Annotated in this window: 26 protein-coding genes and 1 pseudogene; 1 reads left to right on the top strand and 26 read right to left on the bottom strand. The window is 69.0% G+C overall.

What is annotated here, in order from left to right; genetic code table 11:
- A pseudogene (locus tag AC2CJA_RS08960) lies at positions 1-90 on the top strand (IS5/IS1182 family transposase); the annotation flags it as partial.
- A gap of 137 nt (positions 91-227) precedes the next feature.
- Here the strand turns inward: AC2CJA_RS08960 and AC2CJA_RS08955 are convergent.
- From AC2CJA_RS08955 to rplN, 26 genes are all read right to left on the bottom strand, one after another.
- Positions 228-1,274, bottom strand: coding sequence for an IS630 family transposase (locus AC2CJA_RS08955; protein ID WP_484602126.1), 1,047 nt, complete (start codon positions 1,272-1,274; stop codon positions 228-230).
- Positions 1,275-1,310: 36 nt separating this feature from the next.
- Positions 1,311-1,793 (bottom strand): hypothetical protein, encoded by a 483-nt coding sequence (locus tag AC2CJA_RS08950; RefSeq protein WP_484602125.1) that lies wholly within the window; start codon positions 1,791-1,793, stop codon positions 1,311-1,313.
- Positions 1,772-8,713 (bottom strand): RHS repeat-associated core domain-containing protein, encoded by a 6,942-nt coding sequence (locus AC2CJA_RS08945; protein ID WP_484602124.1) that lies wholly within the window; start codon positions 8,711-8,713, stop codon positions 1,772-1,774. Before AC2CJA_RS08945 ends, AC2CJA_RS08950 begins: the two co-directional genes overlap by 22 nt.
- 91 nt (positions 8,714-8,804) lie before the next feature.
- Positions 8,805-9,296: a LamG domain-containing protein gene (locus AC2CJA_RS08940; protein ID WP_484602123.1), complete on the bottom strand. Its 492-nt coding sequence runs from the start codon at positions 9,294-9,296 to the stop codon at positions 8,805-8,807.
- Positions 9,293-10,591: an FG-GAP repeat domain-containing protein gene (locus tag AC2CJA_RS08935; protein ID WP_484602122.1), complete on the bottom strand. Its 1,299-nt coding sequence runs from the start codon at positions 10,589-10,591 to the stop codon at positions 9,293-9,295. The genes AC2CJA_RS08940 and AC2CJA_RS08935 overlap by 4 nt, the downstream gene beginning before the upstream one ends.
- A 318-nt stretch (positions 10,592-10,909) precedes the next feature.
- Positions 10,910-11,773 (bottom strand): tRNA pseudouridine(38-40) synthase TruA, encoded by an 864-nt coding sequence (gene truA / locus AC2CJA_RS08930; RefSeq protein ID WP_484602121.1) that lies wholly within the window; start codon positions 11,771-11,773, stop codon positions 10,910-10,912.
- Between the two features lie 133 nt (positions 11,774-11,906).
- Complete coding sequence (rplQ, locus tag AC2CJA_RS08925) at positions 11,907-12,461, bottom strand: 50S ribosomal protein L17 (protein ID WP_484602120.1); 555 nt, start codon at positions 12,459-12,461, stop codon at positions 11,907-11,909.
- Between the two features lie 206 nt (positions 12,462-12,667).
- Positions 12,668-13,690, bottom strand: coding sequence for a DNA-directed RNA polymerase subunit alpha (locus AC2CJA_RS08920; RefSeq protein ID WP_241715843.1), 1,023 nt, complete (start codon positions 13,688-13,690; stop codon positions 12,668-12,670).
- Between the two features lie 137 nt (positions 13,691-13,827).
- Positions 13,828-14,454: a 30S ribosomal protein S4 gene (rpsD, locus tag AC2CJA_RS08915; RefSeq protein WP_241715844.1), complete on the bottom strand. Its 627-nt coding sequence runs from the start codon at positions 14,452-14,454 to the stop codon at positions 13,828-13,830.
- A gap of 27 nt (positions 14,455-14,481) precedes the next feature.
- Complete coding sequence (gene rpsK, locus AC2CJA_RS08910; RefSeq protein WP_004571845.1) at positions 14,482-14,886, bottom strand: 30S ribosomal protein S11; 405 nt, start codon at positions 14,884-14,886, stop codon at positions 14,482-14,484.
- Positions 14,887-14,951: 65 nt separating this feature from the next.
- The gene (gene rpsM, locus AC2CJA_RS08905; RefSeq protein ID WP_206348889.1) at positions 14,952-15,332 is read right to left on the bottom strand and encodes a 30S ribosomal protein S13; all 381 of its coding nucleotides are present in this window, start codon (positions 15,330-15,332) and stop codon (positions 14,952-14,954) included.
- Between the two features lie 203 nt (positions 15,333-15,535).
- On the bottom strand, positions 15,536-15,649 hold the full coding sequence (rpmJ, locus tag AC2CJA_RS08900; protein ID WP_003956441.1) for a 50S ribosomal protein L36: 114 nt from the start codon (positions 15,647-15,649) through the stop codon (positions 15,536-15,538).
- A gap of 60 nt (positions 15,650-15,709) precedes the next feature.
- Positions 15,710-15,931, bottom strand: coding sequence for a translation initiation factor IF-1 (gene infA, locus AC2CJA_RS08895; RefSeq protein ID WP_003948620.1), 222 nt, complete (start codon positions 15,929-15,931; stop codon positions 15,710-15,712).
- A 273-nt stretch (positions 15,932-16,204) separates the two neighbouring features.
- Positions 16,205-17,041 carry a type I methionyl aminopeptidase gene (gene map, locus AC2CJA_RS08890; protein ID WP_241715845.1) on the bottom strand — a complete coding sequence of 279 codons (837 nt, stop codon included), beginning with the start codon at positions 17,039-17,041 and terminating at the stop codon, positions 16,205-16,207.
- Positions 17,042-17,177: 136 nt separating this feature from the next.
- On the bottom strand, positions 17,178-17,846 hold the full coding sequence (locus AC2CJA_RS08885) for an adenylate kinase (RefSeq protein WP_484602119.1): 669 nt from the start codon (positions 17,844-17,846) through the stop codon (positions 17,178-17,180).
- Positions 17,846-19,162, bottom strand: coding sequence for a preprotein translocase subunit SecY (secY, locus tag AC2CJA_RS08880; RefSeq protein ID WP_241715848.1), 1,317 nt, complete (start codon positions 19,160-19,162; stop codon positions 17,846-17,848). The genes AC2CJA_RS08885 and secY overlap by 1 nt, the downstream gene beginning before the upstream one ends.
- A 198-nt stretch (positions 19,163-19,360) precedes the next feature.
- On the bottom strand, positions 19,361-19,816 hold the full coding sequence (gene rplO, locus AC2CJA_RS08875) for a 50S ribosomal protein L15 (RefSeq protein ID WP_412713335.1): 456 nt from the start codon (positions 19,814-19,816) through the stop codon (positions 19,361-19,363).
- A gap of 1 nt (position 19,817) precedes the next feature.
- Positions 19,818-20,000, bottom strand: coding sequence for a 50S ribosomal protein L30 (rpmD, locus tag AC2CJA_RS08870; RefSeq protein ID WP_093660623.1), 183 nt, complete (start codon positions 19,998-20,000; stop codon positions 19,818-19,820).
- Positions 20,000-20,605: a 30S ribosomal protein S5 gene (gene rpsE, locus AC2CJA_RS08865; protein WP_093660621.1), complete on the bottom strand. Its 606-nt coding sequence runs from the start codon at positions 20,603-20,605 to the stop codon at positions 20,000-20,002. Before rpsE ends, rpmD begins: the two co-directional genes overlap by 1 nt.
- Before the next feature lie 43 nt (positions 20,606-20,648).
- Complete coding sequence (rplR, locus tag AC2CJA_RS08860; protein WP_093851449.1) at positions 20,649-21,032, bottom strand: 50S ribosomal protein L18; 384 nt, start codon at positions 21,030-21,032, stop codon at positions 20,649-20,651.
- 3 nt (positions 21,033-21,035) lie between these two features.
- Positions 21,036-21,575, bottom strand: a complete 540-nt coding sequence (rplF, locus tag AC2CJA_RS08855; protein ID WP_484602118.1) for a 50S ribosomal protein L6 — start codon at positions 21,573-21,575, stop codon at positions 21,036-21,038.
- Positions 21,576-21,599: 24 nt separating this feature from the next.
- Complete coding sequence (gene rpsH / locus AC2CJA_RS08850; RefSeq protein WP_093660615.1) at positions 21,600-21,998, bottom strand: 30S ribosomal protein S8; 399 nt, start codon at positions 21,996-21,998, stop codon at positions 21,600-21,602.
- 217 nt (positions 21,999-22,215) lie between these two features.
- Positions 22,216-22,401 carry a type Z 30S ribosomal protein S14 gene (locus tag AC2CJA_RS08845; protein WP_004571834.1) on the bottom strand — a complete coding sequence of 62 codons (186 nt, stop codon included), beginning with the start codon at positions 22,399-22,401 and terminating at the stop codon, positions 22,216-22,218.
- 3 nt (positions 22,402-22,404) lie between these two features.
- Complete coding sequence (rplE, locus tag AC2CJA_RS08840) at positions 22,405-22,968, bottom strand: 50S ribosomal protein L5 (RefSeq protein ID WP_093851452.1); 564 nt, start codon at positions 22,966-22,968, stop codon at positions 22,405-22,407.
- Positions 22,968-23,291: a 50S ribosomal protein L24 gene (gene rplX / locus AC2CJA_RS08835; protein WP_093851453.1), complete on the bottom strand. Its 324-nt coding sequence runs from the start codon at positions 23,289-23,291 to the stop codon at positions 22,968-22,970. Before rplX ends, rplE begins: the two co-directional genes overlap by 1 nt.
- A 3-nt stretch (positions 23,292-23,294) precedes the next feature.
- Positions 23,295-23,663, bottom strand: coding sequence for a 50S ribosomal protein L14 (rplN, locus tag AC2CJA_RS08830; RefSeq protein WP_055718836.1), 369 nt, complete (start codon positions 23,661-23,663; stop codon positions 23,295-23,297).
- Between the last annotated feature and the right edge of the window lie 153 nt (positions 23,664-23,816).

The raw sequence follows: 23,816 nt of genomic DNA, 5'->3' as shown, positions 1-23,816 counted from the left end.
GGCTGGCGGCTCCTGCGGAAGCTCCGCTGCGGCACCACCCGGATCACCGCCATCGTCCGAGCCGTCGTCGCCCTCGAACTCGCCAACTGATCAAGATGAAAAATCTTCACTCACCGCCAACCTGCGCTTAGCCGTTTCCATTTCCGTAAAAAGCGCCGACCAGTCAGACACCGCCACCCCTGTTATCCACCAGTACGAACCTCCTATTGATCAGAAACTCATAGGGTTCACTCGTCGATGACGTAGCGGACGTGCCGACCGCCGAAGTATCCGCGCACGATGTGGGGCTGGCGTTGTCGGCGGTGGAAGAACCGTCGGGTTTCGGCGGCGAGTTCGTTCTGGTTTCCGACTCGGTGGGTGTGGGGCAGGCTGCGTTTGAGGTCGGCGTTGACCAGCTCGTCCGGGTTCGGCTCGGGTGAGTACGAGGGCAGGAAGTGCAGCTCCACCTGGTCAGTGTGGTCGGCGAGCCAGGTCCGTACGGCCTTCGAGCGGTGGGCCGAGTGTCGGTCGACGATCAGGTGGGCCTTGCGGTCGAAGTGGCCGACGAGCCGGGTGAGGAAGCGGCACATGACCTTCGCGTCGAACGACTCGGTGAAGACCATGAAGTGGATCCGCCCCTTGGTGCTGATCGCGGACATCGCGTTCACCGAGAACCGGTTCCCCGTGCGACGCACGACCGGCGTTTGGCCCTTGGCGCCCCAGGTGCGGCCAGTGACCTGGTCCGAGCGGATGCCGACCTGGTCGGCGAAGAGGACTTCGGCGCCTTCCGTCCTCGCCCTGGCCCGGATCGCCGGCCAGCCCTCCTCGCACCGGACGCGGACCGCTTCCGGATCCTGCTCGACCGCCCGCTTGTCCGGTCGCTGGAACGTCAGGCCCCACCGCCTGAGGTACTTGCCCACCCCGGGTTCGGTGAAGCGGATCCGGTACAGCTTGAAGATCAGCTCGCCCATCAGCCCCCGCGTCCACAGCTGACCGGAAAGCCCCAGGTCGGATGGGGTGTGGTCGAGGACGGCCTGCCGGACGGCAGCCTGCTCGGCCTCGGACAGAACCTGGTGCTCGCCTGTGCGTCGGCCTCGCGGCCGGGACAGCAGCGCGTCCCGGCCACCCGCCTGCCACCTCGCCCACCAGTTGTCCACGGCCCTGACCGACACCCTGAACAGAGCGGCGACCTCCAACCGGTCCCGGCCCTCCACCAGAGCGGACACCGCCAGCAGACGCACGGCCTCCTGCGCGTCCGGCGACCAGGTCCGCGCATCCCCCACCAGATCACTCACACACCATCAACGAGCCTGAACCCAAAGCGTTTCGGATCAATAGCTTGACGGAATCGTCACGACCGTCACTTGTCCATCCATTAGGCATTCGATGAGCACCGAACCGCCAAGCGGATGGATCCAGAAGTGCGGCCCAGCGTCCAGGATGTCCCGCGCATGTCGCACCGCAACATCCGCAGGCATGGTCACGGCCGGCATCAGATAGTTGCCCCAGATGACGGCGATCCGCTCACCCCGCTGTACGTACGAGGAGAGCAGCTCCGCCGCCATCCTCGTCCAGTGCTCCTCATCGTCCCACCAGAGTCGGTCTTCGAACGGAGTGGACTCGAAGTCGATCACGTCGCCGGTAGCAGCCGGAAATCTACTCAGCGTCGCTGCCGCCAGCGCGCGGTTCTCGGCGAGATCCAGCTTCACCACCTGTCGGCCGTCATCGTCACGGGGGTCATTCATGAAGTCCGGAAGGTATTCCGGATGACTCCCATAAGAACTATCGTCGGTCATACGTTCCGCCTCAACCATGTCGAAATACCCCTACTCCCGCCAGGGAACCTTATCGCCCATTTTCGAACCGCCGCCCCCTTACCCGTCATCACATTGATGTGCGGGCCGATTCGGTCGTCGGTATCCAGGCGGAACGACCTGTATTCCCCACCACTGGTCGCGGTGAACCCGGTATCCCTACCGAATGTGTCGACCGCAGACTCCATCGTCCCCTGCCGACGCTTCCACGAACCGGTATCGATGGGCCCCACGGTGTCCAGGGCCTGGTTTCTGGCCTGTTCGAACGAGTCCGCGTCCAGGACAACCTCGCTGCGGGGCTTCTCCGGGTCGCATCTGCAAAGATCGGAGTGTCCGGGTTGCGATCCACCACAGTTGTGTACGAGTACCGGTGTGGTGCCCGCGAGCACATGGTAGGTGTGGATGCCGTTGATCGTGAGGTCGTGGGTGCGCTGGCGCTTGTCGAAGTGGCGGGTGCCGGTGAGCGTGACGGTGTCGCCGTCCGGGGTACGGAGCTCCATGCCCGGTTCGAGGTCGCCGGCCTCGATCCACTCCCGCTCGGACTCGGCCCAGAAGGGGTGGGTGGTGGTGGAGATCAGAGCCGCCGGGCCCTCTCCGGTGGTGATGGTCAGGTCGACGAAGTGCTTGTCGTCCTCGGTGACGATGGTGCCGACGACCTCGCGGACCGTGGTCTCGCCGGTCCCGGGGTCGGTGACGGTGACCTTGTCCCCGAGTTCGACGTCCTCGATCGGCTTACCGGTGCCGTCGGCGAGGAGGACCGATGTGCCCGGCAGGAAGCTGTGGCACTTGCTCTTCCGTGTCAGCTTCGCTTTCGCGGCCTTCAGGGTGTCCTTGGCCTTGCCGACGGCCTTGGACGAGGACCACATGTCCTTGGCGCCGCCGACCAGGTCGTCGAGCAGGCCCCAGACACGCTTGGTGAGTTTGGCGCCCTTGGCCCAGTTCCACGGGGCTCCGTACTTGGCGAGGATCTTGCCGGCCAGGCCGCCGGCGAAGGAACCCGCGATGTTCAGCGCGGTCTCCCCGCACGCGGCGAGGTCACCGCTGGAGAAGCAGTCCATCGCGGCGTTGACGCCGAGGATGTCCTTGGCGATCTCGACCAGTTCCCTGGCCGCCCGCTTCACCCGCTTCTTCGCGGACGAGTACTGGCGCTGGGCCCTGTCGAGGTTCTCCTGGGCCTCGGTGACCTCCTTGTCGGGTTTCACATAGCCGCCGCCCTTGCTGCTGGGGATGGGCAGCCCGCCCTGGCACTTGATGAGGCCCTGCATGCACTCGGGGATGGCCAGCCCGGTGGGGTCCGACAGCGTGACGGGGGTGTTGTTGGCGTAGGCGTAGCCGTTGATCTGCTGAGGGCTGGTGTAGTCGATGACCGGGTCGACCGAGACGAACCTGCCCAGCGACGAGTCGTACTCGCGCGCCCCGACGCTCGTCAGCCCGGTCTGGGCGTCGATCGTGCCGCCGACGAACCCCTTCTCCCCCGGCCAGGCGCCGCTCGCCTGACCCCGCTCCAGCCCGTAGGGGTCGAAGCGGCGCTGTGCGACGGCGCCGGTGGCGGCGTCGATGGCCAGCTCACCGGTGCCGTGGTGATCGGAGGCGAGGAAGGACAACTTGTCGTCGTCGGTGCGGACGGCGACCGTTTGGCCGGCGAAGGAGTAGTAGCGGGTGGCCTCCACCTCGCTGCCGCCCTTGGGCAGGCGCAGTTCCATGCCCGGCAGGTAGACCGTGGTGGCGGTGGCGTCGCGACGGATGACACGGTTGCCGCCGGTGTCGTAGAGATAGGTGGCCTCCCGTCCGTCCGCCTCGACGGTCCTGGTCAGCTGACCTTCGGCGTCCCAGTGCAGGGTCTGGGTGTCACCGCCCAGGACGCGCTCGGTGGTGTTGCCGGAGGCGTCGTAGGCGTAGGTGGACCGGCGGTCGCCGGTCGGGGTGTTCTCCACGACCTCGGTGACCGCGTGCGGTCCGGCGTCGCCCTCGCCGTAGGTGTAGGTGCGGGTGACGTCCTTGGCCGCGTCCAGGCCGGTGTCGTGGACGACCTCCTGGGTGCGGTTGCCGATCGCGTCGACGGTGTAGGACTTCCAGTACGGTGCCGGCCCGCCCAGCGCGCTCTGCCCCGGTGCCGCGCCGCACGCCGCCGGGGAGGAGCCGCCCGGCTGCCCGCCGGCCGTGCCGGAGCCGGCCGCCTGTTCGGGGCTCGCCGCCGGGGTCCAGGCCTCGGCCAGGCGCTGCCCGGTGTCGTAGGCGAAGCACTGCACGTCAGGAGAGGCGCCCGAGGTGTCGGAGATCGACAGGACGTTGCCGACCTGGTCGTAGGAGTAGTTCGCCGCCTTCGCCGGTCCGGTGACGCCCTCGATGTCGACCACCGAGCGGGTCAGCCGGTCGGTTCCCTTCTCGTACTGGAAGGTCTGCCAGACCTGCTTGCCGCCGCCGGTGGACAGCTGGAGCTGCTGGAGCAGGCTGGTGGTGGAGTAGACGGTGTCGGTGACGTACGGGGTGTTGCCCGTCATGGAGGTCGGGCGCTGCAGCTCGTCGTAGCCGAAGACGATCGCCTCCGAACCGAGGCCGCCCGCGGCGGGCATGCCCTGGCCGCCGAGTGTGCCGTCCCGGTTGTAGGTGGAGGTGAAGGTGTAGATGCCCGCCAGCGCGCCCTCGGAGGAGGGCACCGAGTAGGCCGTCCTCAGGGGGCGGTAGTACTCGTCCATGGCCTGGGTGACCGTGGCGAAGTACTGGCTGCCGCCGTTCACGTACCGCAGCGAGGCGTAGGCGTGCCCCAGCCAGCCGGCCTTGTCGTACCGGGTCTCGGTGAGCCTGGTGCCCAGTTGGGGCTGCCCCTCCCAGGTGGAGGTGGCCCGCCCCAGCTTGTCGTAGACGGTGGAGACGACCTTGCCACGCGCGTCCATCGTCGACACCGGCCGGTCGGCGGCGTCGTAGGTGGTGGTGGAGGTGCCGCTGTCGGGGTCGATGCTCTTGACCCTGCGGCCCAGCTGGTCGTACTCGTACCGCCAGGTGTTGCCCTGGGCGTCGGTGACCGTCTCCAGCTGCCCGGCCGGGGTGTAGGTGTACTTCGTCGCGTCGTAGCCGTTGCCGGGGCCCGCCGCGCCGTCGGGGTTCGGGGCGTCGCCGTGGTAGTGGCGCAGCTCCGTCATCTGTCCGGCGGCGTTGGTGACGGTGGTGGTGGGCACCCCGCCCTCGGGCGGGTCGACGTGGGTGCGCTCGCCGTCGTAGGCGGTGGTGGTCCGCCACTGCTCGACGCCCGCGACCGCGAGGGTCTGCGCCGTGGCGCGGCCCAGGCTGTCGTACTCGGTCAGGGTCTGCGCCCCGACCTGGCCGTCGTTGACGACCAGCAGTTCGTCCGAGGGCGCGCCGAGTGCGTTGTAGGTGGCGTTGGCCTTCCGGACCTTCCCGGTGCCGTCGTAGAAGGTGTCGGCGACCATGCGGGAGCCGTCCGGCCCCTCGGTCTGCTTCTGGCGCGGGCGCAGCAGGCTGTCGTACAGCTCGTACTCCGTGCCGTACTCGCCGCTGATCTCGACCTTCTCGGTCCTGACCGCGACGGCCTTGTCCTTGCGGACGGTGTAGGAGTACCTGATGCTCGGCGTCTGGGTCTTGCGCCGGTCCGGCATCCAGACCGATGTCAGCCGTCCCAGGGCGTCGTGGGCCAGGTCGGTGCGCCTGCCGTTGGGGTCGGTCTGGCCCGTCGACTGCCCCCAGGCCGGGGCGTAGTCGGTGGTGGTGACGTGGCCGAGCGCGTTGGTGACCTCGGTCTGCGAGATCAGGCCGTTGACGTCGGTGTACTCGGTGCTCGTGGTCGCGCCGGCCGCGTCGGTCTGCGCGGTGGGGCGTCCGAAGGCGTCGTAGGTGGTGGTGCCGGTGACCTGGTAGGTGCCCTCGGTGCCGTCGTGCGAGGTCAGCCGTTCGGTCCTGGTGGCATCGCCCTTGGTGGGCGCGTCGCCGAAGCCGCCGCCGTCGTAGTGGGTGCGCTCGTCGGCGACGACCTGGGTGGTGCGGTCGGGAGTGGCCGAGCAGGCGACGGAGACGGCTTCGCTGCGCGAGGGCAGCTCGTAGATGTTCTCCGCGGGGTTGTCGGCGTACCACAGACGGGTGCAGCGATCGTCGTCGGTGGTGGCCAGGTCTCCGAAGTCGTCGGTCCTGACCAGCCGGCCGGTGTCGGTGTCGGTGTCGTAGGTGGAGACGGACCTGGTCTTCCGCCAGGTGCCGTCGGACAGCAGGTTGTAGCCGCGGGTGGTGACCGTCTTGGTGATGGTGGCCTTGGTGGTGCCCCAGGACTTGGTCTGGACGGCGGTGTCGTGCTTCCAGGGCTCGTTGACGACCTTGGAGACGATCCCGCCGTCGTCGTAGGTGGCCGCCTCCAGCTCGAAGCCGGTGTACTCCTCGTGGTCGGTGTAGCTCTTGCCGGTGGAGTCGGTGACCGTCACCGAGCGGGTGCCGCCGTCGGGGTCCTTGTCACCGTGCATGCCCCGCAGGTAGGTGTGGTCGGTCCGCGTCGAGGTGGTCTCGCCGTCGCCGCCGGTGACGGTGACCTTGCCGTAGCCCTGCCACTGGCCCCAGGTCAGGTACTTCTCGTCGGTGATGCCGTCGGGCTCGGCGTGCCGCCAGGCGGCCGGGCCCTGGTAGTCGTAGCGGGTGACGAGGTCGTCGCCGCCGCCGGTGCGGTCGGTCTCGACGATCTCGGCGACGACGTACTTGTGGAACCAGTCGGTGATCGGCTCGGTGTGCCCGGGGGGTGCCCACCTGACCGGGTAGCAGCGCTTGGTGGACTTCCCCGGGGCGGGCAGGGCTCCGGCGGTGCACTCGGTGGGGGCGTAGTCGACGTCGAGCTGGGCGCCGGTCTCGCTCAGTACGGAGGCCAGGCGGTGGCGGTGGAAGGCGTCGATGTTGTCGCCGTCGGCGTCCACCCGGTTCTCCAGCTGGATGCCGTACAGGTCGACCGAGGGCATCGCGGTGTGGTCGTCGCCGACCCGGCCCTCATGGCCGATCTTCGACAGCCACAGCGTCTTGGAGTCGTCACCGTTGTCGAGGAAGCGGTGGGTGAGCGTCCAGGCGTCGACGTCCTCGTAGGTGTCGGCGCCGGTGCGCATCCGGGTGGTGATGCCGGTCAGCCGCTTGGTGGTCCAGAACGAGGGCGAGATCTGGCCGGCCTCGCAGTGGACACCGGCCTTGCACTCCAGGTCGACCGGGGTGTCGGGCCAGTGGGCGGCGTTGGCCGTGGTGCGCTTGCTCGCGGCGCAGTCGAAGGTGTCGGTGGGCAGGCAGCGTTCGGCGACGGTGAACTTCACCCGTGCCGGGGCCTTGGTCGCGTACACCTGTCCGTGGCGCTGGCCGTAGTCGATGCGCTTGAGGTAGCCGCCGCGGTGGTACACGGTGCCGTCGGTGTCCGTCCTGCCGTTCAGGGCGTAGTGGTTGGTCTCCGCCCCGTAGAAGTACGACATGACGTTGCCGTGGGTGTCCTTGACGTAGTCGAGGTTCCACCGCCATGCCTGCTCGCAGTGCGCCTTGGAGAAGGTGGTGTCGTGGCAGGGCTCGCCGGAGTCGTCGCCGAAGACGGGGACGGTCCAGGCCGAGTCGGTCTCCTCCTTGCCGGAGGTCCAGCCCGGCAGCCGGTTCAGACCGAAGTAGTACTCGGTGCCGTCGGTGGTGGTGACCCGCCAGTGCTCGCCGTCGTCGTCCCCGTTGGCGGCACCGGTGAGCTTCTCCACGCGGGCGCCGCTCTCGCCGGTGAAGTGCCACTCACCGGTGTCGTCGTCCTTGATGAGCCGGCTGGAGCTGCCTTCGAGCATGATGGTGGCGTTGTCGAACGCCCAGCACTGCTCGGCGGAGGTCTTGTGGCCGTCGTCGACGCAGGGCTTGTAGCTGCGCTCGATGTAGCCGGGTTCGTAGCTGAAGCCGTCGCCGATCCAGGAGCCCTGGTTGTTGGTGACCGAGGTGCGCCCGTCCACGGACTGCGAGGAGTAGCCCAGTCCGATGGTCGGGGCCAGCCCGCCGGGGGTCGGGACGGTGCGGAAGGGGTAGTTCCAGGAGAACCCGCCGGAGGAGTTGGCCACCGACCAGCTCGCCGAGGGCGACAGGGGGGTCGCCTTGTAGTCGCCCTTGTCCGAGGAGGTGCCTGAGGTCAGGGCCACCAGAGTGGAGGACTCTCCCGCCTGGGTGGACAGGCCCGGCTTCGCCGGCTGTGCCTCCACGCGCGCGGTGACCGTCCGCTTCGAGGTGTCGTTGTCCGATGCCAGGGGGACGGGCAGCTCGGGGCACTCCGCGGTGCCCGGGGCAGCGGTCGCGGCGCAGTCGGGCAGCTCCACCAGACGCAGCCGGGAACCGTAGCCGCCGCCGTACCCATCGGCGAACTCCGAGTAGTCCAGCGAGAGTTCCACCGGCCCGGGCTGCTCGGAGCCGTCGGTCCGGCTGACCTTCAGCACCACGGCGCTGTCGAGTTCGGCGGCGCGCTCGCGGTCCAGGGAGGTGACGCGGACCTCGGCCGGGGAGGCTCCCGCCCTTCCGGCTTCGGCCTTTCCGGCCTTCTTGTTCTCCGCGGCCTTCTTTCCGGGCTTCTCCGGTGCGACCGCCGTGACCGTCACCGGCAGACCGCCGACCTCGGTACGCTCGGCGGCCCTCGCGTCGGCGGCGACCGCGATCTCGGCGCTGCCGGGCTTCGGCCACTCGGCCTTGTCCAGCCGGGTGACCGCTGCCTTCTTCGTGGGGTCGGCCGGCCGGGGCGCGGCCTTGGCGTCCCGGCCCTCGGCCGGGTCGGCGGAGCCCTGGACGCCGGGCCGGCCTTTGCCGGTGTCCTTGTCGAGCGGTACGGCCTCGGCCGTGGCCGTGGCGCCGACGAGGGCCAGGTTCAGGCCCAGGACGACGGCGCCGACGACGCGTTTGGGTATGCGGCGGCTGAGCAGGCGGCCTCTGAGGGGATTCAAGGGGGTTCTCTTCTCCGCGAGTCCGAAGGCGGGGGTTGGGGCAGGCGGCACGGATGGCGGGGCACCGGCGGTGGCCGGTGCCCCGGGGCTGTCACAGGTCGGGGACGGCAGTGGGCTGCCACATCTTCTTGATGCCGGTGGGGTCCACCGCGCCGGCGTAGACGCGCACCTCGTCCAGCGCGCCGGCGAAGTACTCGCCACCGCCGCCCTGTGCGGAGCGGCCGACCTGGAGTCCGCCGGTCGCGGGCCACAGGGTGTCGTCCTGACCGTGTGCGGTGGCGGTCAGCTGGCCCTCCACGTAGAGGCGCAACTCGTTGGCGAAGGCGTCGTAGACCACGGCCAGGTGCTGGCCGGGGCCTCCGCTGACCGGCAGTTGTTCCGCGTCGGTGAAAGCGGTGGTCGGCGAGTCGGCCGCGTCGGTCTCGGAGACCTCCAGCTCCCACTGCCCGGTGGCCGCCTGGTAGCGCACCGTCACCCGGTCGGTGTTCTGCCCCGGCAGGGGGAACACGGTCTGCGACTGCGCCGGGGAGTCGGTGGTGAGCCGGGCGCGGGCGGTGATGGTGAAGCCGCCGTCGCCGCTCACCGGCGGCGTGGCCGTGGCCGCCCAGTCGCCGTCGCCGTCCAGGGCCAGATGGCCGCGTCGCCGACCAGTGCGGTGTCGTCGAACAGCGGGTCGGCGGGACGGTAGACCGACGCGTTCCCGTTCAGGGCCAACGGCTCGCCGCCGTCCTGGACGTTGGCGGAGGCACCGTCGGTGGCGGTGTCCAGCATCCAGTAGCCCCTGCGCTCGGGCTTGACCGTCATCAGCTCGGCGACCTGGGTCGTGTCTCCGGAGAGGGTGACTTTCAGGGTGACGACCCGCCCGGCGTCCTCGCCGGTGGAGGTGTCCTCACCGGGGACGCCCACCACGACCAGGGTGTCGGTCGTCGAGGAGGAGCCCGAGGGCCGGTACTGCACGGCGGCCAGCGCCGCTCCGTACTGGTCGCCGGTCTCGGCCACTCCGTTGATCCCGGGTGTGTCCTGGTGGGTTCCGCCCACCGGCGTGGGGTTGCCGTCGGAGTTGATCGCGTGCCTGAGCAGTTGCATGCCACCGGAGAAGGTGCGGTCACCGATCGCCTCGCCGGGGACGCCGACGGCGATGTGGTAGGGCGAGGCGGCGACCGCGTAGCCGAACCGGTCGTCGTTCTCCGGGAGGCCGGACGCACCGTTGTCGTTCTGGTTGAAGGCGACGTTGATGCTGTCGCGCAGGTAGTGGACGCCGCCGGCGTCGCGCAGCCCGCCGCTCAGGTCCTCGCCGGGTACTCCGATGACCAGGTAGGGGCGGCCGGGCCCGGTGTGGCCCGCCGCCAGGGAGTGTCCGAACCAGTCTCCGGCCTCGGCCGCCGCGGCGGCGATGCTGCCGGATCCCTTGCCCTGGTGGAGGTCGAGGGCGGCGGGCCCCCTGCCCAGACCGGCGGGCGAGCCGTAGAGGATCTGCACCGATCCCGCGTCGGCCTCGGCCCCGATGTCCTCGTAGGGGGAGCCGACGGCCAGGTCGGCGCAGCCGTCTCCGTTGTGGTCGAAGGTCGCGAGGGCGTGGCCGTAGCGGTCTCCCGGTTCAGCCGTTCCCGGGATCCCCTCGGTGTCCTGGGAGATCTCCTCCACTCCCTGACCGCCGCCGTAGACGATGTGGACGGTCCCCGCCTCGGAGTGCCCGGAGACCGTGGCCTCGGGGTCGGCGATCGCGACGTCGCGGACGCCGTCGCCGTTGAAGTCCGACCCGGTGTCCGCGGTGCACCCGGTCGCGGCCTCCGCCACAGGGGCCAGAGATGGTGCTCCGCCGGACAGTGCCATCGCCGCCACCAAGGCCAGCCCGATCGTGCCCGCGCGTGTACGCACGCCTCTTCCCACCCCTTGTGAAGATCCTTTGAACCAAGTGAAACCCGGGTGATCTTCCTGGGCGCCTATTCGGCGGTCAAGGACCTGACAAAAGATCGGCTTGTAGCGAACGCGCCGAACAGCCTGTCCCCGGGAGAGAAGGCGGCGGGGGACCGGCCGGTCCGAAGGCCCGCCGTACGACCGGCCCCGCCCCGACCGGGAGCGACGCCCGGGTGGGGCGGGTGGTGGCGCGGCCCCGCGGCCGAACGGGGACGGGGCGGGGGCCCGGGGTGGTGGGCCGCCCCCGTCGTCAGGGCGTGCGCGGGCGGCTCGCGCCGCTCAGCAGCAGCCGGCTCCCACACCCGCGCCCGGGAGGGTACGGCGGTTGCGCGCCTCGGCGTTGCGCGCGGCCAGCAGTCCGTCGGCCGGGTAGCCGACCTCCTCCAGGGTGAGCCCGTGCGGCCGCACCACGTGCACCGCCGAGTCCCGCACCCCGGCCGCCAGCACCCGCCCCGGCCACGCCGGCGGGCGGTGCCCGTCGCCGACGAAGAGCAGGGCGCCCACCAGCGAGCGCACCATGTTGTGGCAGAAGGCGTCGGCGACCACCCGGGCCTCCACGGTGCCGTCGGGGCGCCGAGTCCAGCTCAGCTCCCTGAGGGTCCGTATGGTCGTGGCGCCCTCGCGCCGCTTGCAGTAGGCGGCGAAGTCGTGCTCCCCCAGCAGCCGTTCGGCCGCCTCGTTCATGGCGTCCACGTCCAGCGGCCAGTCGTGCCACAGCACATGGCCGCGCCGGAGCGGGTCCACCCCGCCCGGGTGGTCGCAGACGCGGTAGGCGTAGCGGCGCCAGATCGCCGAGAAGCGCGCGTTGAAGTGGGGCGGGGCCTCGCCGATCCGGTGCACCCGCACGTCGTGCGGCAGCCGCCCGGCCAGCCGGCGCAGCAGCCGCTCCCGGTGCGCCTCCCACAGACCGGCCGGCAGATCGGCGTGCGCCACCTGGCCGCGGGCGTGGACGCCCGCGTCGGTACGGCCGGCGACCGTCAGCTCGAAGACCTCCTCCGAGCGGGTCACCACCCGCAGCGCGTCCTCCAGCTCGCCCTGCACGGTGCGCCGCCCGCGCTGCCGCGCCCAGCCGGAGAACTCCCTGCCGTCGTACGACAGGTCCAGCCGGACCCGCACGTACCCGGGCTCCGCCTCGTCGCTCACGCCGTGATCCTCTCGAAGAGCGCGTGCAGCGCTTACAGCACGTGCAGCGCGTAAACGGCGGCGGTCCCGCTCCCGGAAAAGGGGTGGCGGGTCCGCCGCGGTGTGCTCGGGACGCCCCGGAGCGGAGAACGCCTCAGGCGTCCTTCTTCTCCTCGGCCGGAGCCTCGGCCGCGGCCTCGGTCTCCTCGGACTTCTCCTCGGCCGGGGCCTCGGCGGTCTCGTCCTTCGCGGCGTCCTTCCTGAGGTCCTTCACGGCCTCGTCGCCCGCGGCGTCCTTGGCCGTGCGCTTCGTGGCGGCCTCGGCCTCGCCGACGGCCTCCTGCTGCACGGTCAGGGCCTCCACCAGCTCGATGACCGCCATGGGCGCGTTGTCGCCGCGGCGGTTGCCGATCTTGGTGATGCGGGTGTAACCGCCGGGGCGGTTCTCGTAGCGCGGGCCGATCTCGGTGAAGAGCGTGTGCACGACGCTCTTGTCGAGGATCGTGCGCATCACCCGGCGGCGGTTGTGAAGGTCGCCCTTCTTCGCCTTGGTGATCAGACGCTCGGCCACCGGGCGCAGGCGGCGGGCCTTGGCCTCGGTGGTGGTGATGCGGCCGTGCTCGAAGAGGGCGGTGGCGAGGTTCGCCAGCATGGCCTTCTCGTGCGCGGCGCCGCCGCCGAGGCGGGCGCCCTTGGTGGGCTTCGGCATGGTTGTCTCTCCTCGATGTCTGCACCGGCCGTGTCAGGTACCGGTGTCAGCGTCCGTACGGGCTCGTGCCCGCCGGAGCCGGGGCGTGCGACCGCGCTCGCGCACTCGGTCGTACGCTCCGGAGAACGTGGGCCGACCGGGCGCGGGCGGCTGCCGCGCCCGGTCGGGATGCCGGCGGGACCGGCGTCAGTACCGCTCGGTACCGCTCAGTACTGCTCGGTCTCGACGAAACCGGAGTCCGCGTCGTCGTCGGCGCCGAAGGCGTCCGCGGCGGCGGTCGGGTCGAATCCGGGCGGGCTGTCCTTGAGGGTCAGGCCCATGCCGGCCAGCTTCGCCTTGACCTCGTCGATCGACTTGGCGCCGAAGTTGCGGATGTCGAGCAGGTCCGCCTCGGAGCGGGCCACCAGCTCGCCCACCGAGTGGATGCCCTCGCGCTTGAGGCAGTTGTAGGAGCGGACGGTCAGCTCCAGCTCCTCGATCGGCAGGGCCAGGTCGGCGGCGAGCGCGGCGTCCGTCGGGGACGGACCCATGTCGATGCCCTCGGCGTCGACGTTCAGCTCGCGGGCCAGGCCGAACAGCTCGACCAGGGTCTTGCCCGCGGAGGCCATGGCGTCACGGGGGCGCATGGACTCCTTGGTCTCGACGTCGACGATCAGCTTGTCGAAGTCGGTGCGCTGCTCGACACGGGTCGCCTCGACCTTGTAGGTGACCTTGAGGACCGGCGAGTAGATGGAGTCGACCGGGATGCGGCCGATCTCCTGGCCGGTCTGCTTGTTCTGCACGGCGGAGACGTAGCCTCGACCGCGCTCGACGGTCAGCTCCATCTCCAGCTTCCCCTTGCCGTTCAGCGTGGCGAGGACCAGGTCGGGGTTGTGCACCTCGACACCGGCCGGCGGGGCGATGTCGGCGGCGGTGACCAGACCCGGACCCTGCTTGCGCAGGTACATCACGACCGGCTCGTCGTGCTCCGAGGAGACGACCAGGCTCTTGATGTTGAGGATCAGGTCGGTGACGTCCTCCTTGACGCCCGGCACGGTGGTGAACTCGTGCAGGACGCCGTCGATCCGGATGCTGGTCACGGCAGCACCGGGGATCGAGGACAGGAGCGTGCGACGCAGGGAGTTTCCGAGGGTGTAGCCGAAGCCCGGCTCCAGCGGTTCGATCACGAACCGGGAACGGAACTCGTCCACGACCTCTTCGGTCAGTGAGGGGCGCTGAGCGATCAGCATGGGGGTGTGCCTCCAGTCTTCGGCAACCGCTATTTGATGCCGAGCACCGGGCGGGAGCCCGGTTTTCCACTACAAGGGTACGGGCGGTGCGACCCGTGCGGGCCGCACCGCCCGTGACCGTGAGCCGGCACTCCGGGTTACTTGGAGTACAGCTCGACGATCAGCTGCTCCTGCACCTGGGTGTCGATCACCTGGCGCTCGGGCAGCGAGTGGACGAGGATCCGCAGCTGCGACGGGATGGCCTCGAGCCACGCCGGCACCGTCTTGTCCCCGGCCTCCGCCTGAGCCACCTGGAAGGGGGTCATGTTGCGGGAGGAGGGACGGACCTCGACGATGTCGTTGGGAGCGACGCGGGCCGACGGGATGTCGGTCTTGCGGCCGTTCACCATGATGTGTCCGTGACGGACGAGCTGGCGGGCGTGGTCGCGGGACTTGGCGAAGCCGGCCCGGTAGACCACGTTGTCCAGACGGGACTCCAGGATGCGGAGCAGGTTCTCGCCCGTCTTGCCCTGCTTGCGGTTGGCCTCGTTGAAGTAACCGCGGAACTGCTTCTCGAGGACACCGTAGATGCGGGCGGCCTTCTGCTTCTCACGCTTCTGCAGCAGGTACTCGCTGTCCTTGGTGCGCCCGCGTCCGTGCTCACCCGGGGGGTAAGGACGGATCTCGATCGGGCACTTCGCGCTCTCGCACTTCGCTCCCTTGAGGAAGAGCTTCTGCTTCTCCCGACGGCAACGCTTGCAGTCGGCCCCGGTGTAACGCGCCATGTTCGTGTATCTCCTACTTCTGCCGGATCAGACGCGGCGACGCTTCGGCGGGCGGCAGCCGTTGTGCGGGGTCGGGGTGACGTCCTGGATCGAACCCACCTCGAGGCCGGTGGCCTGGAGGGAGCGGATCGCGGTCTCACGGCCGGAGCCGGGACCCTTGACGAACACGTCGACCTTACGCATGCCGTGCTCCTGCGCGCGGCGGGCGGCCGACTCGGCGGCCATCTGCGCGGCGAACGGCGTCGACTTGCGCGAACCCTTGAAGCCCACGTGACCGGCGGAAGCCCAGGAAATCACGTTGCCGGTGGGGTCGGTGATGGAAACGATGGTGTTGTTGAACGTGCTCTTGATGTGAGCGTGCCCGTGGGCGACGTTCTTCTTCTCCTTGCGGCGCACCTTCTTGGCGCCGGCCGTACGGCCCTTCGGAGGCATAGAAAAATACTCCTATGGAGGTGGTCGGTCCTGCGGTCCGGACCACTGGCGGTGTCCGGTGAGGACTACTTCTTGCCCGGCTTCTTCTTGCCGGCGATCGCGCGACGCGGGCCCTTGCGGGTGCGGGCGTTGGTGCTGGTGCGCTGGCCGTGGACGGGCAGACCGCGGCGGTGACGCAGACCCTGGTAGCTGCCGATCTCGACCTTGCGGCGGATGTCGGCCTGGATCTCGCGGCGGAGGTCACCCTCGGTGCGGATGTTGGCCTCGACGTACTCGCGGATCCTGACGAGCTCTTCCTCGGTCAGGTCGCGGACGCGGGTGTCCGGGTTCACACCGGTGTTCGCGAGCGTCTGCTGGGAGAGCGTGCGACCGATGCCGAAGACATAGGTGAGAGCGACCTCCACGCGCTTGTCGCGCGGGAGGTCAACGCCTTCGAGGCGTGCCATGAACGTGGCTCCTGGTTTCGTTGGAGGTCTTCCGCAGCACCGTTCCCGTAGCGAGTACGAGCCGGGTCCCCGGCCTCCGTCCGGGGGTGTCGTCCCCACCGGCGTCGACGGATGTCACGGCGGGGGGTCGGGTGTCTGCGTATATACGTGTCGCTTGCGTCGCGCGAAGAACCGCGAGAGGTGCGAGGCGTGGAGGTCTTGCGTCAGCCCTGGCGCTGCTTGTGGCGCAGGTTGTCGCAGATGACCATGACCCGGCCGTGGCGGCGGATCACCTTGCACTTGTCGCAGATCTTCTTGACGCTCGGCTTGACCTTCATGGGATGTGAGGTTCTCCGGGTCAGGCCACCACTCCGCACCGGGCGGAGTGAGGGCGAGATCTACTTGTAGCGGTAGACGATCCGCCCGCGCGTCAGGTCGTAGGGAGACAGCTCCACCACGACACGGTCGTCGGGAAGGATACGGATGTAGTGCATCCGCATCTTGCCGCTGATGTGCGCGAGGACCTGGTGCCCGTTCTGGAGCTCCACCTTGAACATCGCGTTCGGGAGAGACTCGACGACGGTGCCCTCGATCTCGATGGCCCCTTGTTTTTTGGCCATGCTTGAGCGCTTCACCTTCCGGGATCGGCTACCTGGGTCAGTCCGTGGGTGCGCGCAGGCACACATGGACCGACGCACCAGTCTACGGCACGGCTACGGGAAAGACGAATCGGGGATGTATGCCCATCGTGGGGGGTCTTTATGCGGGCAGGCTGGACTTCGTCCGGCCCGTGGCCCGGTTCACCGGCCCACCGCAGGGAGGCGGTGGTGCGGCCGGGGACGCACGCTCCGTGCGCCCCGGCCCGGGGCCCCGGGGAGGGCCGGCGGGCCCGGTCAGTCCAGCGGATCGGGGGCGGTGGTGACGCCGTACTCCGCCAGCTTCGCCCGGCCACCGTCCGGCGCCGTCAGCACCAGCGGGCCCTGCTCGGTCAGCGCGACGGAGTGCTCCCAGTGGCAGGACCAGCTGCCGTCGTCCGTCTTGACCGTCCACTCGTCCTCGAGGACATGGGTCCTGGCCGTGCCCAGGCTGACCATCGGCTCGATCGCCAGGCACATGCCCGGCACCAGCTTCGGACCCCGGCCGCGCCGGCGCTCGACGTAGTTCAGCAGGTGCGGGTCCATGTGCATCTGGCTGCCGATGCCGTGGCCGCCGTAGTCCTCGATGATCCCGTAGCGGCCGGAGGCCGGACGGGGCTGGCGGCGGATGTAGCCCTCGATCGCCCTGGAGATGTCCACCAGCCGGTTGCCCCTGCGCATCGCCGCGATGCCGGCCCACATCGACTCCTCGGTGACCCTGCTCAGCTCGTGCACCTCGGGCGCGTGGCCCTCGCCGACGAAGACGGTGATCGCCGCGTCCCCGTGCCAGCCGTCGACGATCGCGCCCGCGTCGATGGAGACGATGTCGCCCGACTCCAGCACCGTCTCCCGGTCGGGGATGCCGTGGACGACGACATCGTTCACCGAGGTGCAGATGTTGCCGGGGAAGCCGCCGTAACCGAGGAAGTTCGGCTTGGCGCCGTGGTCGGCGAGCACCTTGGCGGCGACCTCGTCCAGGTCCTTGGTGGTCGCGCCCGGCACCGCGGCCCTGCGGCAGGCCGCGTGCATCGCGGCGACGACCAGCCCGGCCGCGCGCATCTTCGCGATCTGCTCGGGGGTCTTGATCTCCACCATGACGGCTGACGCCTTCCAGCTCGCGGTTGTCTGTGGCACGTCCGGCCCGGCACACTGCCACCGGGCCCGTTCACTACACGATACGGCCGCGGCGCCCGCCCGGGGCCCCGCGGCCTCCTCGCCGTTCTCTCCGGGGTCAGGCCCCGGACTGCTCCACCGTGTGGCCGAGCGCCTCCATCGCGCGCCGGGTGACCTCGGGCACCTTGCCGAGCGCCGAGATCGTCACCACCAGGCCCTGGGCCTTGTAGTAGTCGATGATCGGCTCGGTCTCGGTGTGGTAGACCTCCAGGCGCTTGCGGACGGTGTCCTCGTGGTCGTCCTCGCGCTGGTAGAGCTCGCCGCCGCAGATGTCGCAGACGCCCTCGGTCTTCGGGGGGGTGTACACGACGTGGAAGATGTGGCCGCTGTCGTTGCGGCACATCCGCCGTCCCGCGATCCGCTTGACGACCTCGTCCTCGGGGACCTCCAGGTCCAGCACCGCGTTCAGCCGGGTGCCGGACTCGCGCAGGATGCCGTCCAGGGCCTCGGCCTGGCCGATGTTCCTGGGGAAGCCGTCGAGCAGGAAGCCGTCGGCCGCGTCGGGCTGCGCCATCCGGTCCCGGGCCATGCCGATGGTGACCTCGTCGGGTACGAGCCTGCCGGCCCGCATGTACTCCTGCGCCTTCTGTCCGAGCTGGGTGCCCCGGCTGATGTTGGCGCGGAACAGGTCGCCCGTGGAGATGTGCGGAATGGACAGGTTCTCGGCCAGGTACGCGGCCTGCGTGCCCTTGCCCGCGCCAGGCGGTCCGACGAGGACGATTCGCATCAGCGGAGGAACCCTTCGTAATGGCGCTGCTGAAGCTGGCTCTCGATCTGCTTCACGGTCTCCAGACCGACACCCACGATGATCAGGATGCTGGTCCCGCCGAACGGGAAGTTCTGATTCGCGTTGAACAACACCAGCGCGACGGTGGGCACCAGAGCGATCAGACCCAGGTAGAGCGAGCCCGGCCACGTGATGCGGTTCAGCACGTAGCTCAGGTACTCCGCGGTGGGACGTCCGGCCCGGATGCCCGGGATGAAACCACCATACTTCTTCATGTTGTCGGCAACTTCTTCGGGGTTGAAGGAGATGGCGACGTAGAAGAAGGCGAAGAACACGATCAGCACGAAGTACGTGATGATGTAGTACGGGTGGTCACCCGTGACGAGGTGCCGGTTGATCCAGTCGGCCCAGCCCGCCTGCGACCCGCTGAACTGAACGATCAGCGCCGGGATGTAGAGCAGGGAGGAGGCGAAGATGACGGGGATCACACCCGCCTGGTTCACCTTCAGGGGGATGTAGGTGGAGGTACCGCCGTAGGAGCGGCGCCCGATCATCCGCTTGGCGTACTGCACGGGGATGCGGCGCTGCGCCTGCTCGACGAAGACCACCAGGGCGACCATCGCCAGACCCGCGAGGATCACCACGCCGAACTCGATCCAGCCGTCCGCCAGGTGGCCCTGCACCTTGATGGCCCACAGCAGACCCGGGAAGCCGGCGGCGATCGAGACGAACATCAGGATCGACATGCCGTTGCCGATGCCGCGGTCGGTGATCAGCTCACCCAGCCACATGATCAGCGCGGTGCCGGCGGTCATGACGATCACCATGGTGATCGTGGTGAAGATGGAGTCGTCGGGGATGATCTGGTCGCGGACGGTGCACTGCGCGAAGAGGCTGCCGCTGCGGGCCGTCGCCACCAGACCGGTGGCCTGGAGCACACCGAGCGCCACCGTCAGGTAACGGGTGTACTGTGTGATCTTCGCCTGACCGGACTGCCCCTCCTTCTTGAGGGCCTCCAGCCGCGGGATCACCACCACCAGCAACTGCAGGATGATGCTCGCCGTGATGTACGGCATGATCCCGAGCGCGAAGATGGTCAGCTGCAGCAGCGCGCCACCACTGAACATGTTGACCAGGCCGAAGAGGCCGGCGCCGGCGCCCTCGGCCTCTTTCACACACTGGTTGACGTTCTCGAAGCTGACACCCGGGACGGGGATGTGGGCCCCGAGGCGGAAGAGCACCATGATGCCAAGGGTGAACAGCAGCTTCTTGCGCAGGTCGGGCGTCTTGAACGCCCGGGCGAACGCGGTGAGCACGGTGCCTCCTGCGCCCCCCGCGTCACACGCGAGAGGTTACGGTCGTGAGGATCAACGGATAAAACGGTTCAGATTCCACAGGAGCGACCCTGTGGAGGTCAATAACGCACGCCACCTTACCGGCGACCATGCCCCCCTTGGAACGGCCAACCGGGGACGCCCGTTCCTGGGCGCCCCCGGTTGCTCACCTCACCGTGCTCAGACGAGCTCGGTGACGGTGCCTCCGGCAGCGGTGATCTTCTCCTTGGCGGAGCCGGAGACCTTGTCCACGGTCACCTGCAGCGCCACGGAGATCTCTCCGTTGCCCAGCACCTTCACGAGCTGGTTCTTGCGAACCGCACCCTTGGCGACCAGGCCCTCGACGGTGACCTCGCCACCCTCGGGGTACAGGTCCGCCAGCTTGTCCAGGTTCACCACCTGGTACTCGGTGCGGAAGGGGTTCTTGAAGCCCCGGAGCTTGGGCAGCCGCATGTGCAGCGGCATCTGCCCGCCCTCGAAGCGCTCCGGAACCTGGTAGCGGGCCTTGGTGCCCTTGGTGCCACGACCGGCGGTCTTGCCCTTGGACGCCTCACCACGACCGACGCGGGTCTTGGCGGTCTTGGCGCCCGGGGCGGGCCGGAGGTTGTGGACCTTCAGCGGCTTCTGCTCCGCCATGTCAGTCGACCTCCTCGACCGTCACGAGGTGGCGGACGGTCTGCACCATGCCGCGGATCTCGGGACGGTCCTCCTTGACGACCGAGTCGTTCACTCGCCTGAGGCCGAGGGAACGCAGGGTGTCGCGGTGGTTCTGCTTGCTGCCGATGTAGGACTTGGTCTGGGTGACCTTCAGGCGTGCCATCAGGCGCTCACCCCAGCCCGCGCCCGCAGCAGAGCGGCGGGCGCAACGTCCTCCAGCGGCAGGCCGCGGCGGGCGGCGATCTCCTCGGGGCGCTGCAGGCCCCGCAGAGCGGCCACCGTGGCGTGCACGATGTTGATCGGGTTCGACGAGCCGAGGGACTTGCTCAGCACGTCGTGGATGCCCGCGCACTCCAGCACGGCGCGCACCGGGCCACCGGCGATCACACCGGTACCGGGCGAGGCCGGCTTGAGCAGCACGACGCCCGCGGCCTCCTCACCCTGGATCGGGTGGGGGATGGTGCCCTGGATCCGGGGGACCTTGAAGAAGTGCTTCTTGGCCTCCTCCACACCCTTGGCGATGGCGGCCGGCACCTCCTTGGCCTTGCCGTAACCGACACCCACGGTGCCGTCACCGTCGCCCACCACGACCAGCGCGGTGAAGCTGAAGCGACGACCACCCTTCACGACCTTGGCGACGCGGTTGATCGCGACGACCCGCTCGACGTACGCGGTCTTCTCGGCGGCCGCGCCACCGTCCCGCCGGTCCCGTCGGTCCCGCCGCTCGCCGCCACCGGCGCCGCCACCGCGGCGCTGGGGTCCAGCCATTGGAATTACCTCTCTCTATGCGTCCGCTTGCGTGGGGACCGGCTCAGAACCTGAGCCCGGCCTCGCGGGCGGCGTCGGCCAGGGCGGCGATCCGCCCGGCGTACTTGTTGCCGCCGCGGTCGAACACGACGGCCTCGATGCCCGCGGCCTTGGCGCGCTCGGCGACCAGGGACCCGACCTGCTTGGCCAGGGCGGTCTTGTCGCCCTCACCGCCGCGGATCGAGCTGTCCAGCGTCGACGCCGAGGCCAGCGTGTGGCCCGCGATGTCGTCGATGACCTGGGCCACCATGTGGCGGTTGGAGCGCGTCACCACCAGGCGCGGACGCTCGGGGGTGCCCGACACCTTCTTGCGGACGCGGATGTGGCGCCGCTTGACAGCGGCGGCCTTGCGCGCGCTGCCCTTCGCGATCTTCACACCGTATGCCATGGCTTACTTACCAGCCTTTCCGACCTTGCGGCGGATGACCTCGCCCGCGTACTTCACGCCCTTGGCCTTGTACGGGTCGGGCTTGCGCAGCTTGCGGATGTTCGCGGCGACCTCGCCGACCTTCTGCTTGTCGATGCCCTCGACGCTCAGCTTGGTCGGGGACTCCACCTTGAAGGAGATGCCCTCGGGAGCCTTCACCGTGATCGGGTGGCTGTAACCCAGGGAGAACTCCAGGTCGGAGCCCTTCGCCTGGACGCGGTAACCGACACCGCTGATCTCGAGCTGCTTGGTGTACCCCTGGGTCACGCCAGTGATCATGTTCGCCACCAGCGTGCGGGACAGACCGTGCAGGGCCTTGTTCCGGCTCTCGTCGTTCGGGCGGGTGACGCTGATGAAGCCGTCCTCACCCTTGGCGACCTCGATGGGCGCGGCGACGGTGTGCGAAAGGTTGCCCTTGGGCCCCTTCACGTTGACCGTCCGGCCATCGATGGTGACGTCCACACCGGCGGGAACCTGGATGGGGAGCTTGCCGATACGCGACATGAGCTTTACCTCCGTTCCCTTCCGTTACCAGACGTAGGCGAGGACTTCCCCACCCACGCCCTTCTTCTGAGCCTGCTTGTCGGTGAGGAGCCCGTGGGACGTGGAGATGATCGCCACGCCCAGGCCGCCGAGCACCTTCGGCAGGTTGGTGGACTTTGCGTAGACCCGCAGACCCGGCTTGCTGATCCGCTTGATGCCGGCGATCGAACGCTCGCGGTTCGGACCGAACTTGAGCTCCAGGACGAGGTTCTTGCCCACCGGGGCGTCCTCGACCTTCCAGCCGGTGATGTAGCCCTCCTGCTGGAGGATCTCCGCGATGTGCGACTTGATCTTGCTGTGCGGCATCACGACGGTGTCGTGGTAAGCCGAGTTCGCGTTTCGCAGACGCGTCAGCATGTCTGCGATCGGATCGGTCATGGTCATGTGATGGCCTTCGGCCTCTCTCGCCGGGGTTTCCTGTCTGCTCCGTCCCTCTCCCCGTACGCGGGACGCGACGGGACGGGTGCGGTGCGGGGACCTACGGCGTAGTAAGACGGTCATGGGCGGCGAGCGCCCAGCCCACAAGCCTAGGGCACGCGGGGAGGGCGTTCGCCGGCCAGGATGCTCTTACCGAGAGTCCCTGGAGTCCGCTCGCGCGGACTTACCAGGAGCTCTTGGTGACGCCCGGCAGCTCGCCGCGGTGGGCCATCTCACGAAGGCACACACGGCACAGGCCGAACTTGCGGTAGACGGAGTGGGGCCGGCCGCAGCGCTGGCACCGCGTGTACGCGCGGACCGCGAACTTCGGCTTGCGGGCGGCCTTGGCAATCAGAGCCTTCTTCGCCACGGCTCACGCCTCCTTGAAGGGGAATCCGAGGTGACGCAGCAGGGCGCGACCCTCCTCGTCGGTGTTCGCCGTGGTGACCACGGTGATGTCCATGCCTCGGACCCGGTCGATCTTGTCCTGGTCGATCTCGTGGAACATGACCTGCTCCGTGAGACCGAAGGTGTAGTTGCCCCTGCCGTCGAACTGCTTCGGCGACAGACCGCGGAAGTCGCGGATGCGCGGCAGCGCCAGCGACAGCAGGCGGTCCAGGAACTCCCACATCCGGTCGCCCCGCAGGGTGACGTGGGCACCGATCGGCTGTCCCTCGCGCAGCTTGAACTGCGCGATGGACTTCCGGGCCTTGGTCACGGCCGGCTTCTGGCCGGTGATCGTGGCGAGGTCGCGGATGGCGCCCTCGATCAGCTTGGAGTCGCGGGCGGCCTCGCCCACACCCATGTTGACCACGATCTTGGTGAGACCGGGGGTCTGCATGACGTTCTCGTACTTGAATTCGTCACGCAGCTTGCCCGCGATCTCCTCGCGGTAGCGCGTCTTCAGACGCGGCTGCACGTTCGTGGCGGTAGTCATCAGATGTCCTCACCGGTCCGCTTGGCAACGCGGATCTTGTTGCCGTCCTCGTCGAAGCGGTAACCGACGCGGGTGACGACCTTGTTGCCGTCCTTCTCCACGACGAGCTGGACGTTGCTCACGTGGATCGGGGCCTCGGTCGTCACGATGCCGCCGGTCTTCGAACCGCGAGCGGTCTGGCCGGCCTTGGTGTGCTTCTTGACCCGGTTGACACCCTCGACCAGGACACGGTCCTCGCGGGGGTAGGCCTCGATGACCTTGCCCTGCTTGCCCCTGTCCTTGCCGGTGATGACCTGGACCAGGTCGCCCTTCTTGATCTTCATCGGTTACAGCACCTCCGGCGCGAGCGAGATGATCTTCATGAACTTCTTCTCGCGCAGCTCACGGCCGACGGGGCCGAAGATACGGGTGCCGCGGGGGTCGCCGTCGTTCTTGAGGATGACGGCGGCGTTCTCGTCGAAGCGGATGTACGAGCCGTCGGGGCGGCGGCGCTCCTTGACGGTGCGCACGACGACGGCCTTGACGACGTCGCCCTTCTTCACGTTGCCACCGGGGATCGCGTCCTTGACGGTGGCGACGATGACATCCCCGATACCCGCGTAGCGGCGGCCGGAGCCACCGAGAACACGGATGCAAAGGATCTCCTTCGCGCCCGTGTTGTCGGCGACACGCAGCCGCGACTCCTGCTGGATCACGTCTATCTCCTGATCGTCTGCCGGTTCCCGGCGGGGGGGGGGGGGCCCCCCCCCCCCCCTCCCCGCGACCCCCGTTCAGACCACCACAGAGCTCCTCGGTCCCACCGACGCGAGGGGCACAAACCCTGAGAGGGATTGACGAGAGTGCTCGAC

The organism is Streptomyces sp. ATLC9, assembly GCF_057196705.1.
Note: the sequence above shows the minus strand (reverse complement) of the source record. Positions and strands in the feature narration are given on the sequence as shown.

Coding starts and splice junctions, on each gene's coding strand:
- rpsM (WP_206348889.1), bottom strand. CDS start 15,332: ATGGCACGCCTCGAAGGCGTTGACCTCCCGCGCGACAAGCGCGTGGAG.
- rpsH (WP_093660615.1), bottom strand. CDS start 21,998: ATGACCATGACCGATCCGATCGCAGACATGCTGACGCGTCTGCGAAAC.
- infA (WP_003948620.1), bottom strand. CDS start 15,931: ATGGCCAAAAAACAAGGGGCCATCGAGATCGAGGGCACCGTCGTCGAG.
- rpsE (WP_093660621.1), bottom strand. CDS start 20,605: ATGGCTGGACCCCAGCGCCGCGGTGGCGGCGCCGGTGGCGGCGAGCGG.
- map (WP_241715845.1), bottom strand. CDS start 17,041: ATGGTGGAGATCAAGACCCCCGAGCAGATCGCGAAGATGCGCGCGGCC.
- rpsK (WP_004571845.1), bottom strand. CDS start 14,886: ATGCCTCCGAAGGGCCGTACGGCCGGCGCCAAGAAGGTGCGCCGCAAG.
- rplR (WP_093851449.1), bottom strand. CDS start 21,032: ATGGCATACGGTGTGAAGATCGCGAAGGGCAGCGCGCGCAAGGCCGCC.
- AC2CJA_RS08920 (WP_241715843.1), bottom strand. CDS start 13,690: ATGCTGATCGCTCAGCGCCCCTCACTGACCGAAGAGGTCGTGGACGAG.
- rplO (WP_412713335.1), bottom strand. CDS start 19,816: ATGGCGGAGCAGAAGCCGCTGAAGGTCCACAACCTCCGGCCCGCCCCG.
- rplE (WP_093851452.1), bottom strand. CDS start 22,968: ATGACTACCGCCACGAACGTGCAGCCGCGTCTGAAGACGCGCTACCGC.
- rpsD (WP_241715844.1), bottom strand. CDS start 14,454: ATGGCGCGTTACACCGGGGCCGACTGCAAGCGTTGCCGTCGGGAGAAG.
- rplF (WP_484602118.1), bottom strand. CDS start 21,575: ATGTCGCGTATCGGCAAGCTCCCCATCCAGGTTCCCGCCGGTGTGGAC.
- rpmJ (WP_003956441.1), bottom strand. CDS start 15,649: ATGAAGGTCAAGCCGAGCGTCAAGAAGATCTGCGACAAGTGCAAGGTG.
- AC2CJA_RS08950 (WP_484602125.1), bottom strand. CDS start 1,793: ATGGTTGAGGCGGAACGTATGACCGACGATAGTTCTTATGGGAGTCAT.
- rplQ (WP_484602120.1), bottom strand. CDS start 12,461: ATGCCGAAGCCCACCAAGGGCGCCCGCCTCGGCGGCGGCGCCGCGCAC.
- rplX (WP_093851453.1), bottom strand. CDS start 23,291: ATGAAGATCAAGAAGGGCGACCTGGTCCAGGTCATCACCGGCAAGGAC.
- rpmD (WP_093660623.1), bottom strand. CDS start 20,000: ATGGCACGCCTGAAGGTCACCCAGACCAAGTCCTACATCGGCAGCAAG.
- AC2CJA_RS08885 (WP_484602119.1), bottom strand. CDS start 17,846: ATGCGAATCGTCCTCGTCGGACCGCCTGGCGCGGGCAAGGGCACGCAG.